Below are 18,704 nucleotides of genomic sequence, written 5' to 3' on the forward strand. Positions count from 1 at the left end.
TTGGTACTGGTTTTCATCTCCAACGTAGAATTCCCAAAGCATCGGCATTGCCCTGTAATAGATCCATAAAAAGAATCGAGAACAAAGGCGATGAAACACTGGCCAAAGGCCCTGATATTGCTTGCCAGCCTGCTACCGACCAGCGCCGTACTGGCCGATACCCCGTTGTTTTCTGCCGATGGCTACCGCCTCAGCCATTACCGCAGCCCCACACCGCTGACCCACGAACACGCACGCACCCTGGACACCGTTGCCCTGCAGCAGTTGCTGCGTGAACAGCCTGGCACTCGGCTGATCGACGTTTATCGCCAGCAATGGCTGCACGGCCAGTTCATCGAGGATGAAGTGCACGCCAACCTGCCTAACAGCCTGTGGCTGGCCAATACCGGCGACGGTGAGCTGAGTCCGCAGTGGCAGAATTACTTCCAGCGCAGCCTGGCCCAGGCCAGCCAGGGCAATCGCGCCTGGCCGCTGGTGTTCTACTGCCGCTCCGACTGCTGGCTGGGCTGGAATGCGGTAAAACGCGCCCATCATCTGGGTTACACCAACCTGTACTGGTACCGTGACGGCATCGACGCCTGGCAACAGGCCGGCCTGCCCCTGATACCCGCACAACCACTGCCCTTGCTGCGTTAAACCATGCGTTACGGCTGCAACCCCACCATAATCAAAACAACGAGGTGATAAGGCCATGTACAAAATTCTGATTGCCGATGACCACCCGCTGTTTCGCGAAGCCATCCACAACGTCATCAGTGACGGCTTCCCCGGCAGCAACATCATGGAAACTGCCGATCTCGACAGCGCCCTGGTAATGACCCAGGAACATGACGACCTCGACCTGATCCTGCTCGACCTGAACATGCCTGGCATGCACGGCCTGGGCGGGCTGATTAACCTGCGCAACGAGGCGCCGACCATTCCAGTGGTGATCGTCTCGGCCGAGCAGGACAAACAGATCGTCCTGCAGGCGATTACCTACGGCGCGGTCGGTTTTATCACCAAGTCCTCGCCACGGGCGCAGATGACCGATGCCATCCAGCAGATTCTCAACGGCAACGTCTACCTGCCGCCGGACATCATCCGCACGCAGAAGAGCGGCTCGCAGCGCAGCCACGCCGACCACCACAGCTTCCCGCCGGAACTGCTGCAGGCACTGACCCGCAAACAGCTGCTGGTACTCGAACGCATGACCAAGGGCGAGTCCAACAAACAGATCGCCTACAGCCTGGACATCGCCGAAACCACGGTGAAGGCCCACGTCTCGGCCATCCTGCGCAAGCTCAATGTGCACAACCGGGTACAGGCCATTCTCTCGGCCGGGGATATCGACTTCGCCGCTTATCTGCGCCGCTGAACCGCACCCACAGCCATATGCGGCAACGCCCACGGAGGGCGTCGAGTCGCCAGCTACTACTCACCTCACGCTCTCACTACAAGGCTTAGCGCATGTCTAAAACAGCACTGATCATCGTCGACCTGCAGAATGACTATTTCCAAGGTGGCAAATGGCAGCTCGAAGGCAGCGAAGCGGCCGCCGCCAATGCCGCACGCCTGCTCACCGCGTTTCGCGCCAAGGGCTTGCCGGTGGTGCACGTGCGCCATGTATTCGCCAGCAGCGATGCGCCCTTCTTCGCCCCAGGCTCCAAGGGTGCCGAGGTCTACCCACTGGTGCAGGAGCAACCGGGCGAGGCCGTGCTGATCAAGCAGCAGATCAACAGCTTTCGTGATACCGAGCTCAAACAGGTGCTCGACCAGGCCGGAGCCAGTCAGGTGCTTATCTGCGGGGCCATGAGCCACATGTGCATCGACGCCGTAACCCGCGCCGCACATGACTTCGGTTACAGCTGTGCGGTCGCGCATGACGCCTGCGCCACCCTGGCCCTGGAGTTCAACGGGGTGAGCGTGCCGGCCAGCCAGGTACACGCCGCCTATATGGCCGCACTGGCGTTCGCTTATGCCAAGGTGGACACCACCGACGCCCTGCTCGGTGATCTGGCGTAACCATCAGATGCGATATGCACCGGCCTGCTTTTCCGGCCGGTGCATCCACGAACGAAACGGCAACCAACCCTAGCCAGCCGCGCCGCGATCCAGCAAATGACTCATCGCCGTCTTCAGTTTCATCGGTCGCACCGGCTTGTGCATCAGGGTATGGCCCAGCTCACGCATCTGTTGTTTGAGTTCGTTGCTTTAGTTGGCGGTGATCATCAACGCGGGCAAGGGTGAGCTGCGACGGGCGTTGATCTGCGCCACGGCATCAACACCGTTGTGGTCGTCATCGAGGTGGTAGTCGGCGATCAGCAGGTCGGCATCGGCATGGAAGTTGTCGACCTGGCGTGCCAGGTCCTCTTCGGACAAGGCCGTCACCACCTGACAGCCCCAGGCTTCCAGCAGCGTGCGCATACCGGCACAGATGGCGGCATCGTTATCCAGCACCCAGATGCGCGAACCGCTAAGCCGCTCCACCAGCGGGTTGGGCGCTTCCTGCACGGCACGGGCACGCGGCGCGAGGCTGGTCAACGGCACTTCGATGGCGAACATCGAACCCTTACCCTGGCGCGAGGTCACGCGAATGCGGTGGCCGAGCATGCGGGCGATCTTCTCGACAATCGCCAGGCCCAGCCCCAGGCCACGGTCCTGCTTGCGGTGGCTGACATCACCGCGTTTGAACTCCTGGAAGATCTCGCCGAGTTTGTCATCGGCGATGCCGATACCGGTGTCCCACACCTCGATCGACAGGCTTTGCCGGCGCCGCCGGCAACCCAGCAAGATGCGCCCGCTGGAGGTGTAACGGATGGCATTGCTGAGCAGGTTGCGCAGAATCCGCGCGAGCAACTGAATATCGCTGCGCACCAGCGCCGAGCTGGGGATGAAGTCCAGGCGCAGGCCTTCGCTGCCGGCGATCTGGTGGTATTCGGCGGCCAGGTTTTCCAACAGTTCGCCAACCGCGAACGGAGCGATATCCGGCTTGATCACCCCGGCATCGAGTTTGGAAATATCCACCAGGGTGCCAAGCAGGCTTTCCACATCTTCCAGCGAGTTGCTGACATTGCGCACCAGGGCGGCGCTGTCGGCGAGGTCGCGTTTTTCCAGCAGTGCACTGGTAAACAGCCGCGCCGCATTGAGCGGCTGCAACAGGTCGTGGCTGACGGCAGCAAGAAACTTGGTCTTCGACAGGTTGGCCTGCTCCGCCTCGCCTTTGGCCTCACGCAGGCGGGCTTCCATTTGCGTGCGCTCATCGATCTCGCGGCGCAGCTGGGTGTTCAGATCGGTCAGTTCGGCAGTGCGTTCACGCACCCGCTGTTCCAGGTGCTGGTAGGCCTGATGCAGGGCTTCGGCAGTACGCCGGCGTTCGGTGATGTCGCGGATCAGCACGAAGATGCCGACCACCTCACCGCTGGCCTGACGGTTGGGCACATAGGAACGCAGCATGTAGCGCTCCTGACCATGGTGATTGGTTTCGGCAAATTCAAAGGTCACGCTTTCGCCAGACAGCGCCCGTTCGATAAACGGCTCCAGCCGCCGGCAATGCTCTTCGCTGTGCACCACCCGCAGGCTTTGCCCGAGCATCGCATCACGGGGCCAGCAGTACCATTCCTCGTAAACCTTGTTGGTGAACTGGTAGACCAGATCCGCCGTGAGGTAAGCAATCAGCGCTGGCACATGGTCGGTGATCAGGCGAATCCAGCGCTCGCTTTCGCTCAGTGCCTTGGCATGGCGGTGGCGCTCGGTGATGTCGGTGAAGGTGTTGACGAAGCCGCCGGTGGGCAGCGGATGGGTGCGCACCTCCAGCATGCGCCCATCGAACAGGCACAACTCCAGCTCCGCAATCAGCCGACCGTTGGCATCGCGACTGGCCGGCGTCAGCAGTTCCAGCTCGCTCTCGGCCATTACCTCGGCAAACGGCCGATGGGCACTGATTGGCGCCAGGCCGCAGAGGTCGAGAAAACGGTGGTTCCACAACTCCAGCTGGCCCTCGGCATTGACCATGGCCATGCCTTGGGACAGGTTGTCCATGGCCCGTTGCAATAACCGCGACTTCTGCGCCAGGGCTTGCTCGCGGCGCATGGTTTCGTTGAGTTTGACCTCGGTGATGTCGGTGTAGAGGATCACCAGCCCGCCCTCGCGAGTCGGCCGTTCGCTGACCTGCACCCAGCGGCCGTCCTGCAGGCGGTAGAGCATGTTGTCGTCGCGATTGCCGCGCTGCTCCTCGACCACCAGGCCAGTGCTCTTGCTCAGGCGCTTGATCTCGGTCAGGCGCGTGCCGGGGGTGATCCGCGCCCGGCTGCCGGCCCAGAACGACTTGAAGCGGCTGTTGAACAGCACGATGCGCTGCTCGCGATCAAACAGCACGAAGGCATCGGAAATACTTTCGATGGCATCGATCAGGTGCTGGTGAGCCGTCTCTGCCCGCAGGCGCGCGTCGCTGAGCAACTGGTTGCTGGATTTCAGCTCGGCCATGGCCTGGTTGAGGGCATCGGTGCGCTCACGCACCTGCTCGGCCAGCACCACCGAATGCTGGAACGCGGCGTAGGCATCGTCACCGCGTGAATGCACCGATTCGACCCGCTCGATCAGTGCGCTGTTGATCTGCCGGAGTTTGCCATTCTGCCGCTCCAGTTCCAGGCAACGGGCTTGCAGCTCGGCCACATCAGCCGCGACCGGGACGGCCAATGGCGACTCCGGTAAAGGTCTGGTTGATGTGCATGCCATTGAACTGCTCTCCGTAGGTGTTGAAGCCGATCACGTTCTGGCTGCGCAGAAAGGCCGACACCGGCTCGACCCCGTCGCGCCCTTCGATTTCCAGACGACGCAGAAAGCAGTCGCAGCCTATCGTCAGCAGCAACGGCCCAAGCCGCTCACGCAGGCCGTCGAACACCCCTTGCAGGTCCGGCAGCAATGGTCCGGGCTGCATGGCGGTGAGCACGATGCCGTTCTCCACCGCGCAGTAGAAGGTCAAGCTGAGGTCATCGTTGACCCGCTGGATGGAGCGTACGTAGTACTGGCCACCAATACGCACGGCCAGCGGGTGAGCGGCAAACAGGCGATGGTCGAGGGCCTCCAGCGGCACGCCGATCAGCTCGGCATACTCCAGCGCCGCCGGTGCGGCATTGAGCTCATAGACCCGCCGGCTGGTGCTGTCGGCACGGGTTACTACCAGCTTCTCGTCGCGCGGCAGGATGTGATGGGTGCTGAACACCTCGAAATCCAGCCAGGTATTGAACAGCACCACCACCGCGGCCCCTGTGTGGAACTCGCCGTTGTAGTAGACGTGGGTGTGGGTCAGGTGGTTGTCGTCGCCGGCCGAGCCGCCGAAGTGCGGAATGCTGCCGAAGGCCGCGCTCAGCGCGCCGAGCACCACTTCCTCGCGGCTGGACAGGCCGTCGAGCAGCGTCAGGGCGAAACTGTGACCCTTGATGGTGGCCAGTTCATTGTTGCGGCAATCACTGACCAGGCGCTCAACCAGCTGTTGCGCATCGATCAGGCTGAAGCGCTCCATCTCGTCGATCAGCGCGCTGGCAATCGAAAAACTGCGGTGATCAAAGCCGATGGCGCTGACGCAGCCACGGTCATAGCCCTGAGCAGTGATCTCCCCCGCACTGGTGCAGCCCACCAGGTTGATCCCGCCGAAGTATTGATCCAGGGCTTCGCCCAGGCTCTGCAGGTCGTATTCCGCCGAGCAGAAGAACAGTACGAAGCCAAGGTGCGGGTGGATCAGCTGACGGGCCAGTTCCTGCGCCACCAGCTCGACATCCGTGGCGTTGGCGGTGGCGGTCACCACACCTTCGGTAAGCGTATGCGGCATCGCGGCCCCCATGAGAAACACGGTTATTACTGGGGTTATTCTACGAAGCCGCCCCACCGCCCCACATGCCACTTGAGTAGCGCAGGACTAGTTCCTAAGTAGCGGGCCAGAACAACAGTGTCAGCACCAGCAGGCCGCTGTAGAAGCCGATCTCCAGGGTTTCACTGAGCGGCTGAATACGCCGTAGAGCCCCGTAGATATGGACGATGATCATCATCACAGCCACGGCGGCTAGCACCTCGAAAGTCGTGTGAATCGCCTCGCCAGTCAATGCGGCGCGCAACATCAACGCTTCGACAATCAGGATAAAAGCCCCCAGGCAGCGCCCGAAATACACCGCCAGGTGGGTGTGGCTGGGCAGCGTCCAGCCCATCAGACGGGCCCAGACCAGCGGGATGCAGAAAATCGGTAATGCAAAGACCAGGGTGGTGGCCAGAGTCAGCCACAGCAGGTATTGCTGGGCATGTGCACTCCATAAACCGAGCATGGTGTCTTCCTTGGTGTCAGGTGGGGTTACAGGCAACGCATCAGCACGAGTGGCAATGCGAGCAGTACGCTGCTGCAGGGCAGCAGAATCAGCAGGGCATCCAGGGGCATGGCAACCTCCAGGTAAAAGCCGGGCAAGGTTTGCCCGGCCTGTGCTGCATGCTTACCAGCTGAGAACGGCACCCACCGCGAAGGTGTTGGTGTCCTCACCCAGACCGCTGCCCTCGGCGGCATCGATCTCGTACTGGTTGTACTCGGCCACCAGCTTGAGGTTGTCGTTGATGGTGCGGAAGTAGGCAATGCCGCGAGTCTCGTAGTCGGCGGCCGTACCCAGGCCGTTGCCGTCATCCTCGGTTTTGCCATAGGACAGCGCCACGCGGTTTTTGCCGAAGGTGTAGGAGCCCTGCAGCAGGTAGCCTTCGCTGTCGATCTCGCGCAGCGTGGCTTCACCGGCGTTGTTGGTGAAGAACGGGTTGATCCCTTCAGCCTGGAAGCCCGACGCAGTGACCGAGAAGCCGGCCATCTTCGCCTGCACGCCGTAACCCAGGCCTTGCGAGGTCACGCTGTCGACGGCCTTATCGGTGTTATCGGAGGTTTGGTAAGCGCCGTTGAGCCAGGAGTAGATGGTCGCGTCGCCCACATCGAACTGGTAGCTGACCTCGGACTCGAAGCGCGGCTCTTCCTGGTAGGACTTGCCCACGGCGCTGTCATCGTTGGTGTCCACTGGGTCCATGATGCCCACGGCCACGCGCAGGCCTTCTGCCAGGTTGTTGTTGCGGTAGGTGATCTGCGACGTCGGGAACGGATACGGGTAGCCGGTGCCGATGTTGCCGAACGATACGCCGTTGCCATCCACCAGGCCCAGGGTGTCGCTGACGTTGCCATAACCGGCCAGCAGTTCGTCCAGGAAGATGTTCGAGCGCGAGAACAGGCCGAAGTCCTTACCCACCAGCACCTCGCCCCACTCCGGGCTGGAAACGGTGCCGTAGAACTGACGCACGTCGATGGCGGTATCAGTGCCGTTGGTTTCGCTGTCGTTGATGGTGACCCAGAACGACGAACGCCCGCCGAGTTTCAGACCATCAATCTGCTTGCCAAAGTTGAAGCCGATCCAGTTGGGCAGAAAGCCCATCTTCACCCGCGATTGGCGGCGGTCAAACTGATCGCCCTCACGGTCGACATCGCTGCTCACATAGAAGGCGTTGATATAGCCATCGGTGGAAAAGGTGGTTTCGTCCTGGTCATACAGGACGATCTCGGCAGCTGCATGTTGTGCTGTCGCCATGGCGACGGCAGCAGCCAGGGTCAGAGGCAGAAATCGGGTGCTGGCGATCTTGTTGTTGTTCATAACACTCTCCGCTGGATGGGACGACCGGCAACGGTCAGTCGGGTCGGAGGCGATTATCGAAAAGCCCTGATAGCGGCCATACGCTGCCATGGCCTTGATTGCCTGCTGCTTTGGCGCGTCCTGGAGGAGCTGTCGGAACGGTGTACGACCGCCGCTCCCAAAGACCCTGCCCGCAAGGATGCCCACCCAAGGTCGTAGACGGACTAAGCCCTGCTCAGATGAACAATGGCGGCATGGGTACGGGTGAGAAATACATGGACGCGAACGAACCCGTCCGCAAACGGGCTGAACCCGAGAGGCGCGCAAACGTAGAGAAGGAACGTGGCGAGAAGCAGCCCTTAGATGTGAGCGGGCGCGGGCTCGTTGCTCAGCACGTACCAGCCCGCAGAAGCCTCAAGCAGCGCCTGCTGAGCCTGCTGCACGGCCTCCAGGCTGAGCGACTGCAACGCCTGTTGCACGGCCTCGCCATGTGCATCTGCAAGACCGGCCAGGTGCGCCAGCCAGGCTTGCTCGGCCAGCCCGTCACAGCTGCGCGCCTGCACCTGCCACTGGCCACGCAGTGCAGTAATCGACGCAGCCAATGCAGCCTGATCCAGCCCAGCCAGCCAGGCACTGCGCGCCTGCAGAAAAGCCTGAATGTGCTGCAGAATTTCTCCAGCCTTGCACCCCGGTGATTGCACACCGAACAGCAACCCGCGTCGCCCCTGGACCTGCCGGTAACTGCAGAACACCGCATACCCCAGCTGCAACTCACTGCGCAGACGCTGGTAGAACGCGCCCTGGTGCAGATGCGCCAACAGCCGCCAGCAGGCCTCGGTAGCGGGCGACTCATCCACTTGCGGGCAGAACAGCAGCAGCGCGCTGTCCCCGGGCGCGGTCCATGTTCGCCAATACAAGCCAGATTGCAACGGGGCAACGAGCGCAGACGGCCAGAGCGCTGAGGTGCTGAACAGGCGCTCAATCCGTAACTGATCCGGGCGATCCAGCCCTACCCCGAGGGCTTCGATGCGCATCGGGCGATAACGCTGTTGCAACGTAATAGCCACCTCGCCCGCAAGCGCTTGTGCTTGACCTTGCATCAGCTCGGCAGACGCCGCCAACAACTGGCGTATCGGCATACTCGGCGCCTCAGCCTCCGCAAGCGCCGACCACTGCGCCAGCGCAGGCTGCAACAACGCCGGCATCAAAAGACCAACCGCCGCGGGAATCAACCTGGCACTGCCTTGCACACGCACACTCAGGCTGGCGGCCTCTGCCTCCAGACTCAGGCTGATACCGACGTTATGCAGATGCTGGGTCACGGCCCGCAAAGCGGTGTGCGCCAGGTTGAGCAATACGCTCGCACCCAATGGCTCAGCAAAACAGCAACGCGCCTGCCACACCGCCATGGCCGCCGCCGGCACCCTGTAATTAACCGGCGTCGCTAGCCAGCGCCATGCCGCAGGCACGGCAAGCTTCACCGTCGGCAACTCGACCGCTGCCAGCAAGGGGTTGCGTGCCGGCAACTGCCAACGACCACGCAGCACTGGCAGCGGCAGCGCCGGCTCGGCACGCATCTTCAAGGGGAAACCCGTACCAGGCCAGGGTGGCAGCTCGCGCTCATCCGCCAGCAGCACACAACGGCGCTGCGGCTCTTGCAACTGCTGCAACAGCTGGCAAATCGCCCCGCCATCATCAGATGCGGGAGCTTGCCAGTCACGGGCCAACGCCAGTGGTGTCATGCCACACAGGCGCAACTGGCGAGTCTGCTGATACGCCTCATGCCACGCCAGAGGATCGGCCTGCGCACTGACAAAGGCCAGCCAATCAAGCAGCAATGCCACCGCCTCATTCGGGGCAACACCACCGCGCATACTCAACAGCAACAAGGCTTGTCCCGCATGGCAGTACAACACCTGGGCACGCGCCACCTCGCCCAATCCACTCTCACGCAAGCCGGCATTCAAGCCTGCCGGCGCTTCATCCAATAGCCAGCCGAGCAGCCAATCAAGTGCGCTGTCCGCACGCGCTTCAGGCAACTCCAGGGCAAACCCCAGATGCAGAGTGGCGGCTGCACTCGGCAGGTTCAATCGCAGCCGTTCAGTGCGCAGCGGTAACAGTGGCGCCAGCCGACTGCGAACGACTGCCTGCGCCTCGGGCAGCAGCGCCCCATGGCGTTGCGACAGAGCCGTGAGATCCGCCAGTGACAACGGCGCCACGATGCTTAACTGACAATTGCCAGCGTGGTAGAACGCCTGATGAAAAGCCCGTAGCGCCTGCTGGAACGCTGCATCAGTAACCGGCAACGTGTCGCGATTACCCGCCTGAAACACAGCGCAACGATGCCCTTCGGCCAGGGCTTGCCCCAACGCAGCGCCAAGCAAGGTGTCGACATCCTGGCTACGGGCAATGAATTCGGCATGCACTACTTCTCGCTCGCGCAGTTGCTCGGCCTCTTCCAGCAGCGGCCGAGCCAGCATGTCCAACAGCCGCACCAGCGCCTCTTCCAGATAAAAGGTCGGTACCTCACAGAAATACTCGGTGTAATGCGCCTGCGTGGTGGCATTCACCTGGCCGCCGCACGCCTGCACAAAGGGCATCAGGCGTTGCTCAGCGGTAAATCCGGCGCTGCCAAGAAACAGCAGGTGCTCCAAAAAATGCGCCAACCCCGGATATTCCAGCGGCTCATCATGGCTGCCGGCATGTACCTGCAAACACAGAGCCGATTGGTTTAGCCAAGGAAGGCTGAACAACCTGACTGATAACCCGTTATCTAGGCGCAAACAAACGGGGCTCATATTCTGGAGGGAGTAACAATCGATTACATCGGACATAACGGGCAAAGCCGTAGGACGTAGGTTTAAGAACCAGCATTGACCACATCAAGCTGAGGCACAATAGTTCTTTGGAACTAATCAATACAGGCCGATTGCAGCTATTCGCCCCTGTAAACCAGCTCAATCGATCACTGCGCGCTCAGTTAACAAAACGCTGAGCACAGGAATAAGTTCACAAATGTGAACCTTCCATGCGCCAGAACGGTGTCCCAAAGCTTCAGCCATTTGCTCACTGCTGGTTTAAGTTCACAAAAGTGAACTTTTTATCCACTTGAACGCTTTTTAATGACCAGTCCTCATCCTTCCCTGAATAAAGTTCACATAAGTGAATTTTTTCTGCATCTAGCATCAAGGATGTGAGCAAGCACGCAATCGGGCCATTTTTTCGCTTGTCAAAACCCACTGTATCGTGGAAATATTAACTCGTAATGATGACCCATGTGCGGACATCAACCCTAGCTGGTGGCACCAGCACCTCAATTCGTTCACGTCCGGAACTTATAGGCGTGATCACCACCTTGGCAGAGTCATTTTGCCAACCATGCGGCAGTATTGTTTGCGCTCAGCATGCATCACACGCCAATTTCATCTCCGGCCTTAAAGTCACGGTGCGATGTCCTGACGTTCGTCAATGACCATAACCGCGGTCTTATCGCTACTCCGAAAAGATTCCAGTTCGACAACAAGCTGTTTAGACCGCCATCCTAGCCATAGTCTCGACTGTCGTTAGAAGATGACTTGCCCTAAACAGAGACGGCCTTGGTCGGGAAAGCTCAAAGCCACGCCGGTTATAGCTTTCACCAATCAGCGCCCCAGACATTCCTACTGACAATCACCTGTTTCTAGCTAGGCTAGACGGTGCCAACTCATACGCTGCGTCCAAAATGGACCTCTACCTGACAAGTAGACCTGTAGCTATGCAGACCTAAAAAGCTTTGCGGCTGTTTTTGTCAGGTAGCCAGCCTTCCCGCCGCCCGTTTCGGGCCTTCAGGGCCATGCATTGCAAAGGAGTGCCTATCGGCGCTCCACAGTTTCGCTCATCAGCCAGTGCGCATATCGCGTTAACACTAAACATCCCCGGCGGGAGTTGGCTGACTGCTTTTCGTTCTATCCGGACAACCACTTTTCAGAATGTTCGCCTTTAACTAGGCAAGGAGTATCCATGTCAAAAAATCACGGTTCACGTGACAGTAGAAACTTCGGCTTTGGCCGCAAGCTGCATTACGCGATCAAAAATTGCCTCCGCACACATTTCGCAGATGGGCATTACGCAACAGTGCAAGCACATTCAGAGCGCTGCCGCCTTTTCTGCGACTGGCTGTTGTCATCGCATCAAATTGCAGATGCTCGTCTTATCAACCAAGAAGTTTTCTATGCGTACGCTGCCCATGTTCGCGGCTTGCTAGAAAACGGTGACATCTCCGTCAGCACGGCAACAAATCGAATTTCCAGCGTAAATGTGGTTATGAAGATTCTTCGTGGCGACACCAAAGTTCATATTTCCAAGATTGGAAAAGTACTCGGAGAAAAGCGCAGCCACATCAGATCCGTCGCTCCGCACGGAATGATTTTTGAACACCTGAACCCATTGATTGATGACCTGATCAAGACCGACTTTCCGCGAGTGGCTGCAATAATCCTGCTAGCTAGGGTTACAGGTATGCGACTGAGAGAAGCCATCCTTGCAGACCTTCCCCGCTTAGCGCGGGAGGCCTCGAAGTTTGGAGAGATCAACATCCAGGACGGCTGCAAGGGCGGCCGCGGCGGTGCATTTGCACCTCGCTGGGTACCCGCAACGGACATTGTGCTTTCAGTGATTGAGTTCGCCAGAAGCGTTTCGCCACCAGGAAGTCGAAACTTACTGTCCCCTACCGAAAGTTACGTTGATTTTTTGAGGGGCACAGTTAACCCCTCACGCAATACCCTCAAGGCCCACGGCATACCACGCTTTCATGACCTGCGCGCGGCTTATGCCTGCAGCCGTTATAAGGATTTAGCTGGAGTTCAGGCCCCCGTGTGCGTATCGGACGATGAATCACCAGTTCTATCGAAGTCGAGCAATCGAGAGGCACGACAGAAAATCAGCCGTGAGCTAGGGCACGAAAGACTGGATGTCACCAACGCCTATCTGGGTAAGCACTCGTCATGAGCATCTGTATGAAAGCATTTCTTGGCGGAGTGCTCAGAGGGTCCGCTCACACCAAAATTCGTCACATCATGCAGACCACCTGCATTCAACAGGCTATTGCCGATCGCTGGCAACGCCATCACCCCGAACAATGGCGACTCAAGCACATCCACTGGTTCCTCGATATCCATCTCAAAAACTCATCTCAAGAAACTCGGTATAGGTATTGGCTGACCCTGCAAGTGATTTTGGTGCGGCTGGGAAAAGCTCGAGACTGGAAACCTCGGCTTAAGGGTAATTGGATAAGCCGTGCCGGATCCAAAAATGCCTAGTCGCTGTAGCAACAGTTGCATTTTCAAAAGCCCTGACACGATGCCTATGACCTCATACATCACAGCTCATAGGAGATCAGCATTTGATCATCGTCATTGGTAGCAACAAAGGCGGCGTTGGCAAAACAACGCTTGCCACCAACCTGGCCGTAGCATTTGCAATCCGGATGAACAAGGCGGTGCTCGTTGATGCGGACCCGCAGGGGTCAGCTCTTTACTGGGGCTCAGTAAGACAGCAAAAGCAACATACACCACTTGTTCATGTCGCACAGCGGCGAGGAAACCTGGTCGACGCTCTGAAGGTTCTAAGCTGCCAAAATCAGGTTGTAATCGTTGATGTGCCCGGCAGAAACAGCCCTGAGCTGATCAGTGCAATGTCCGTTGCGGACGTAGTCATTTCCCCTTATGCGTGCAGCCAACTTGACCTAGAAACGCTGCAGGAATTAGAGGACCAGGTTCGCGCTATTCGCCCGTTGAACCCCGAATTAAAGATGTGGGTTTACCAATCGATGGGGACAACCAATCCAACGATTCGACAACGTGAACGAAGTGATTTTTGCAGTTATGTCAGCGCGTTTGAAAACCTCCTGTTAGCAAATTCATTAGGGTTTCAACGCCTGGCATATCGCGAGTGTATCTCCGAGGGAGTGGGGGTTCTCGAGAGTAAGAACCCCCTTGCAGCTAACGAGATTCAGCAGTTGCTCACGGAGACAACTGCGTGCCTGCTCACCGGCACCGCTCTGCGGCCAATGCTCGCCTGAAAGTCACTTCTCTCTACCCGTACCATAAGCACGAAATCTGTGTTGAATGACGGCTAAATCGTCATAGCCAGACCCCACCTAGACCGTGCGTGAGAAACGCTCAGCATTCTCCATACCTAGGTACGCATCGAAGGCCATGGCCACACTGCGCATCATCAGATGGCCTTGCGGCAGCAGTGTCAAATGATCGTCAGTCAGCAGAACCAGACCATCGTCTACATGGCTTCGTAACTGCTTTAGCGCATCGGCAAAATAGGCGCAAAAGTCGATGCCGTGTAGCGCTTCGATCATGGCGAACTCCACCCGGCCATGGCACATCAGGGCATTGATCACGTCGCGACGCAGGCGATCATCCGCATTTAACTGATAACCGCGTTGGACCGGCAGCAGTCCTTCATCGAGACGGGCGTAATACTGCGAGAGTTCCTTGACGCTCTGGCTGTAGGTATCGCCCACCTTGCCGATGGAGGACACGCCCAAGCCAATCAAGTCGCAGTCGGCATGGGTGGAATAACCCTGAAAGTTACGCTGTAGCGTGCCCTGCTCGCGAGCCAGACTGAGCTCGTCATTGGGCAGAGCGAAGTGATCCATACCGATGTAAACGTAGCCCGCTTCGGTCAGGCGTTCGATGGTTAGTTCCAGTAGCTCCATTTTCCGCTCAGGCGGCGGCATGTCTTCACGCCGGATCAGCCGTTGTGCTCGCACCCGCTCAGGCAAATGGGCATAGCTGTAAGCAGCGATACGATCCGGGAGCAGGTCGATAACCTTGTTGAGGGTCACGCCGAAGCTGGCGCGTGTTTGCAACGGCAGGCCATAAATCAGGTCCACACTCACAGACTTAAATGCGGCCTCACGGGCCGCTGCTACCAGTTCGCGCACTTGCGCTTCACTCTGCACGCGGTTGACCGCCGCTTGTACGGCCGCATCAAAATCCTGCACGCCAAAGCTCAGACGATTGAAGCCCAGCGCACGAAGCTGGTGAATTTGCCCAGTATTGACAGTGCGCGGGTCAACTTCGATGGAGAACTCGTGATTATCGCTGTCATCCAAATTGAAGGCCTCATGCAACGCAGCCATCAGTTCAACCAGTTGCTCATGGGTCAGATAAGTGGGCGTACCCCCCCCTAGATGCAGCTGTGTGAGCGTACGCGAGGGCGCGAACAAAGCACCTTGCATGGCGATCTCACGCTTTAGGTATTCCAGGTATTCGACTGCACGATGGGTTTTCTGGGTAATGATTTTGTTGCACGCGCAGTAGTAACAAAGGCTTTGACAAAAAGGGATGTGAATATAGAGCGACAATGCTTTGGCGGCGCCTGTGTTGCTGAGGCGAACTGCAGTTTGATAGTCATCTAAGGCAAAGGCGGAATGGAACTGAGGCGCGGTGGGATACGAAGTGTAACGCGGACCCGGCCGGTCGTACTTTTCGACCAGGGCGCGGTTGAAAGTCACTGGCTGGTTCATGATTGCTCGCTGGCCGGCAGACATTCAAGCAGGTCTTGCAGGCGATCGTTGATTTGTAGGGCATTACGTGTCAGCAAAGCCATATGCGGCTGCAACCCTAGGGTCAGTTCGTTAAGCCCCTGGTGCTGGCACCAAGCTGAAATGAACTGGATAGACTCACCTAGAGCAAGCTGGTTCTGGTGCATTAGGGCCAGCGTATTAGCGATCATATGGCGTTGCGGCATCGACTAATTCCCGCGCTTTAAATCAGGACTTTATGCGTATTAGGCTCAACCATTTAATCGGTGTGCGCCATACCTCCAGTTAGGTATCTCCTCCGCGCTAGCGATTGCTGATAAAAATTGACGAGAATCATTATTGATTGCGTTTCTTATGCATATCCTTCGGTCAACTTAAACACCGAAGGAAACCTATAAATGAAACCTCGCTTCATATTGGCTCTGGCAAGCCTATTGGCCGTCATCAGCGCTCAGGCCAAGGAATACCCGATTGGTGAACCCCAGCAGTGTGCGGGCATGGAGGTCGGTGCGGTGTACCTGCAGCCGATCGAAATGGACCCGCCCGGCATGATGCGCCCTGCGATCGACTCCGACGTGCACATGGAAGCCGATATTAGCGCCCTAGAAAACAACACCCACGGCTTTCAGGAAGGCAGCTTTGTGCCTTACCTGAGTGTGCGCTATCGCCTGACTAAAGACGGCAGCGACCAGGTACTTGAGGGCGACTTCCATGCCATGGTGGCCAATGACGGACCGCATTATGGCGACAACCTCAAGCTATTCGGGCCTGGCCGCTATCTGCTGACTTATTGGGTCAGTGCCCCTGGTAGCCACGGGCAGCACTTCGGCCGGCATATCGATAAGGAGACCGGCGTAGCCCCGTGGTTCACCACATGCGAACTGAGCTACAGCTTCATCTTCGCCGGCATCGGCAAAAAGGGCGGTTACTGACCTATGCGGCGTATCTGCACAGGCCACCTTACCCGGGAGAGTTGCATGCACTATCCAGCCCTATGCCTGCTGCTCGCCGCCCTGCCCTACGGGTTGTTAGCTGCACCGCTACCGAGTTACGAACTGAATATCCGTGACGGTCACTTCTCCCCGGCCAGCCTGCAGGTGGACGCGGGGCAGCGCTTCAAAATAATCGTCAACAACGTCGGTAATGGGCCCATCGAGTTCGAGAGCACCCCGCTGCGCGTGGAGAAGGTGCTCAGCCCCGGCGTCAGCTCCTTCGTGGTTATTCACCCACTAAAACCCGGACGCTACCTGTTCTTCGACGAGTTCCATCCCGAACTACCGCAGGGCGTGATTGAGGCTCGTTGACCCTTACACTTCGAGGTATCCGTAATGGAGCAAGCCCTGCTGATCGTCTGGCGCGAAAGCGTCGAGGCCCTTCTGGTAATTGGCATTCTGTATGCCTGGCTGCGCCGCCAACCCGGTAAGCAGCAAGCCCTGATACACCTGTGGGCAGGCGTCGGTTTTGGCCTGCTACTGGCCGGCCTGCTGGCAACGCTGATGGCCGCGGCCGGAAACTGGATGAGTGGCCCAGGCGGGGAATGGTTCCAAGCAGCGCTGAGCCTGCTCGCCTGCGGGCTGATCCTGCAGATGGTGCACTGGATGGCCCGCAACAGTGGACAACTGCGTCAGCAACTGGAGCATCAAGCCGACAGGGCTCTGCAGAAGGGCCGCTTGAACAGCCTAACTCTGCTGGCAGCATTGGCGGTGGCGCGCGAAGGCAGCGAGACCGTCATTTTCCTTTACGGCGTCAGCACCTCTGTCAACTCCACTAGTCTGGCGCTGGGCGCTGGGCTGGGCCTGCTGCTCGGACTGCTGTGCTTTGGCTTACTGCAAGCTGGCAGCCGCTTTATTGCCTGGCGTCAGTTTTTTCTGGTCAGCGAAGTACTGCTACTGCTACTCGGCAGTGCACTGCTGATGAGCACGCTCGATCGCGCCAGTAGCCAGTGGATGGCCATGGACTTACCGGAGATGATCTACTCCGTGCTGAGCAACCCCATGTGGGACACCTCGGCGCTACTGGACGACGGCAGTAAAATAGGCGCCCTGGTGTCCAACCTCAGTGGCTACCGAGCCAGACCTTCGGCTTTGCATGTGGTTGGACTGGGTTATTACTGGCTGCTCGCCTGGAGCCTGTTGCGACCGCCGCGCAGAGCCTTGATGGGCAAAGTCGCATGAAAAACGCCGTCAACCGCCGTCTCAGCAGCCTAGGGAATGCCATGCGTCGTAACGGCGCGCTGATCCGCAGGCTGCAATGGTTGGTGGTGCTGTTCTACGCGGGACTGGTGATGGTGCCTGCCCTTTTGCCGATGCCCGCCGGCGATGCCCGTCTGTTAGATAATCTGACGCTGTTTGCCCAGTTCGTTTTCTGGGGATTGTGGTGGCCATTCGTACTGGTGTCGATAGTGCTGTTCGGCCGGCTATGGTGCGGCGTCTTATGCCCAGAAGGCTCGCTGAGCGAATGGGCCAGCCAACGGGGTCGAGGCTGGGGCGTACCACGCTGGATGCGTTGGGGCGGCTGGCCAACGTTCGGCTTCTTACTCACCACGCTGTATGGCCAGTTGATCAGCGTGTACGACTACGCCCAGGCCGCCCTGCTGATTCTCGGTGGTTCAACCATCGCCGCAATGCTGGTGGGTTATTTATATGGCCGTGGCAAGCGCGTGTGGTGCCGCTATTTGTGCCCGGTAAGTGGGGTGTTCGCCCTACTAGCCAAACTCGCGCCGGTACATTTCCAGGTCGATGAGCAACGCTGGCGTGCCAATGCTGGTCCACATTTACCACCACCCAATTGCGCGCCGCTGCTGGACATCCGCCGCATGCGCGGTGCTTCGGACTGCCACGCCTGTGGCCGCTGCAGCGGGCAGCGTGATGCGGTGCAACTGATTGCTCGATCCAGTAATGAGGAAATCGTTAAGTATGGGGCCAGCGACAGCCGCCCGTGGGAGGTGTGCCTGCTGTTATATGGAGTCATCGGGCTTGCGATTGGCGCATTCCAGTGGACGGTTAGCCCCTGGTTTGTAAGCCTTAAACAAACGATGGCTGAGTGGCTGGTACAGCAGAAAATCTTCTGGCTGTTGGAAGCTGATGCCCCTTGGTGGCTTCTAACTAACTACCCCAACCAGAACGATACATTCACATGGCTCGACGGTCTGTGCATCGTGCTCTACCTAGCAGCTAGTAGCCTACTGCTTGGAGGCGCTCTGCATGTTCTTTTGCACTTTTCCACACGCCTCGCGGGTCAGTCGCACTCATTTACTCGACAACTGAGTCTCTGTTTGCTGCCACTAGGCGCTGCCGGGCTTTTTCTAGGGTTATCCGCCACTTCAGTTAAGTTATTGCGTTACGAGGGACTGCAGCTGCTCTGGATCCAACCGGCCCGAGCCAGCTTATTGCTAGCGGCCATTTGTTGGAGCCTATGGTTGGGTTGGCAGGTTTGCCGCCCGCTAGCGGCTCAGCAACGATTGCCATTACTGGCAACGTTACTGCTGGCCAACCTGTTGATAGGTTACGCCTGGCGCTTGCAATTCTGGGGTTGGTAATCCA

At 58.6% G+C, this 18,704-nt stretch carries 16 protein-coding genes and 1 pseudogene; 10 read left to right on the plus strand and 7 right to left on the minus strand.

Going from position 1 to position 18,704, the window contains the following annotated elements; all coding sequences use genetic code 11:
• Positions 1-90: 90 nt before the first annotated feature.
• The 3 genes from CUR33_RS16390 (at position 91) to CUR33_RS16400 (ending at position 2,004) form a co-directional block, all read left to right on the plus strand.
• Positions 91-636 (plus strand): PQQ-dependent catabolism-associated CXXCW motif protein, encoded by a 546-nt coding sequence (locus CUR33_RS16390; protein WP_090252785.1) that lies wholly within the window; start codon positions 91-93, stop codon positions 634-636.
• 55 nt (positions 637-691) lie between these two features.
• Entirely contained in the window at positions 692-1,357 is a 666-nt protein-coding gene (locus CUR33_RS16395; RefSeq protein ID WP_090252782.1) for a response regulator, read from the plus strand.
• 92 nt (positions 1,358-1,449) lie between these two features.
• Positions 1,450-2,004, plus strand: coding sequence for a cysteine hydrolase family protein (locus CUR33_RS16400; RefSeq protein ID WP_090252780.1), 555 nt, complete (start codon positions 1,450-1,452; stop codon positions 2,002-2,004).
• A 69-nt stretch (positions 2,005-2,073) separates the two neighbouring features.
• On the opposite strand, the pseudogene nahK reads toward CUR33_RS16400, so the two are convergent.
• The 5 genes and pseudogenes from nahK to pqqF all read right to left on the minus strand — a co-directional run bounded on the left by nahK (position 2,074) and on the right by pqqF (position 10,456).
• Positions 2,074-4,716 (minus strand): annotated as a pseudogene (nahK, locus tag CUR33_RS16405) (hybrid sensor histidine kinase/response regulator NahK/ErcS').
• Complete coding sequence (gene nosP / locus CUR33_RS16410; RefSeq protein WP_167144905.1) at positions 4,655-5,809, minus strand: nitric oxide-sensing protein NosP; 1,155 nt, start codon at positions 5,807-5,809, stop codon at positions 4,655-4,657. The pseudogene nahK and the gene nosP overlap by 62 nt, the downstream one beginning before the upstream one ends.
• Positions 5,810-5,903: 94 nt before the next feature.
• Positions 5,904-6,296, minus strand: coding sequence for a hypothetical protein (locus tag CUR33_RS16415; RefSeq protein ID WP_233684619.1), 393 nt, complete (start codon positions 6,294-6,296; stop codon positions 5,904-5,906).
• Between the two features lie 162 nt (positions 6,297-6,458).
• Positions 6,459-7,643 carry a porin gene (locus tag CUR33_RS16420; protein WP_167144907.1) on the minus strand — a complete coding sequence of 395 codons (1,185 nt, stop codon included), beginning with the start codon at positions 7,641-7,643 and terminating at the stop codon, positions 6,459-6,461.
• 338 nt (positions 7,644-7,981) lie between these two features.
• A complete protein-coding gene (gene pqqF / locus CUR33_RS16425; protein ID WP_354000953.1) occupies positions 7,982-10,456 on the minus strand; it encodes a pyrroloquinoline quinone biosynthesis protein PqqF in 2,475 nt (824 codons plus the stop codon).
• 1,165 nt (positions 10,457-11,621) lie between these two features.
• Here pqqF and CUR33_RS16430 point away from each other — a divergent pair.
• The 3 genes from CUR33_RS16430 (at position 11,622) to CUR33_RS16440 (ending at position 13,680) form a co-directional block, all read left to right on the plus strand.
• On the plus strand, positions 11,622-12,608 hold the full coding sequence (locus CUR33_RS16430; protein WP_167144909.1) for an integrase domain-containing protein: 987 nt from the start codon (positions 11,622-11,624) through the stop codon (positions 12,606-12,608).
• Between the two features lie 8 nt (positions 12,609-12,616).
• Positions 12,617-12,919, plus strand: a complete 303-nt coding sequence (locus CUR33_RS16435) for a hypothetical protein (RefSeq protein WP_289240308.1) — start codon at positions 12,617-12,619, stop codon at positions 12,917-12,919.
• Positions 12,920-13,002: 83 nt separating this feature from the next.
• Positions 13,003-13,680, plus strand: coding sequence for a ParA family protein (locus tag CUR33_RS16440; RefSeq protein ID WP_289240325.1), 678 nt, complete (start codon positions 13,003-13,005; stop codon positions 13,678-13,680).
• Between the two features lie 78 nt (positions 13,681-13,758).
• Here the strand turns inward: CUR33_RS16440 and hemN are convergent, their stop codons facing one another.
• Together hemN and CUR33_RS16450 are read right to left on the minus strand one after the other, a co-directional pair.
• Positions 13,759-15,144 (minus strand): oxygen-independent coproporphyrinogen III oxidase, encoded by a 1,386-nt coding sequence (gene hemN / locus CUR33_RS16445; protein ID WP_289240326.1) that lies wholly within the window; start codon positions 15,142-15,144, stop codon positions 13,759-13,761.
• Complete coding sequence (locus tag CUR33_RS16450; protein ID WP_269381714.1) at positions 15,141-15,368, minus strand: hypothetical protein; 228 nt, start codon at positions 15,366-15,368, stop codon at positions 15,141-15,143. The genes hemN and CUR33_RS16450 overlap by 4 nt, the downstream gene beginning before the upstream one ends.
• Positions 15,369-15,560: 192 nt before the next feature.
• Here CUR33_RS16450 and CUR33_RS16455 point away from each other — a divergent pair, with 192 nt between their 5' ends.
• Genes CUR33_RS16455 through CUR33_RS16470 form a run of 4 tightly spaced genes read left to right on the plus strand, consistent with a single transcriptional unit; the run spans position 15,561 to position 18,700 of the window.
• Positions 15,561-16,094 carry an iron transporter gene (locus CUR33_RS16455; protein WP_090253903.1) on the plus strand — a complete coding sequence of 178 codons (534 nt, stop codon included), beginning with the start codon at positions 15,561-15,563 and terminating at the stop codon, positions 16,092-16,094.
• A 45-nt stretch (positions 16,095-16,139) separates the two neighbouring features.
• Positions 16,140-16,466: a cupredoxin domain-containing protein gene (locus CUR33_RS16460; protein ID WP_090253905.1), complete on the plus strand. Its 327-nt coding sequence runs from the start codon at positions 16,140-16,142 to the stop codon at positions 16,464-16,466.
• Positions 16,467-16,490: 24 nt separating this feature from the next.
• Positions 16,491-17,336: an FTR1 family iron permease gene (locus CUR33_RS16465; RefSeq protein ID WP_090253908.1), complete on the plus strand. Its 846-nt coding sequence runs from the start codon at positions 16,491-16,493 to the stop codon at positions 17,334-17,336.
• Positions 17,333-18,700, plus strand: coding sequence for a 4Fe-4S binding protein (locus tag CUR33_RS16470; RefSeq protein ID WP_090253911.1), 1,368 nt, complete (start codon positions 17,333-17,335; stop codon positions 18,698-18,700). Before CUR33_RS16465 ends, CUR33_RS16470 begins: the two co-directional genes overlap by 4 nt.
• The last annotated feature ends 4 nt before the right edge of the window (positions 18,701-18,704 follow it).

It is taken from the genome of Pseudomonas sp. FEMGT703P (genome assembly GCF_002786345.1).
Classification (GTDB): domain Bacteria; phylum Pseudomonadota; class Gammaproteobacteria; order Pseudomonadales; family Pseudomonadaceae; genus Aquipseudomonas; species Aquipseudomonas peli.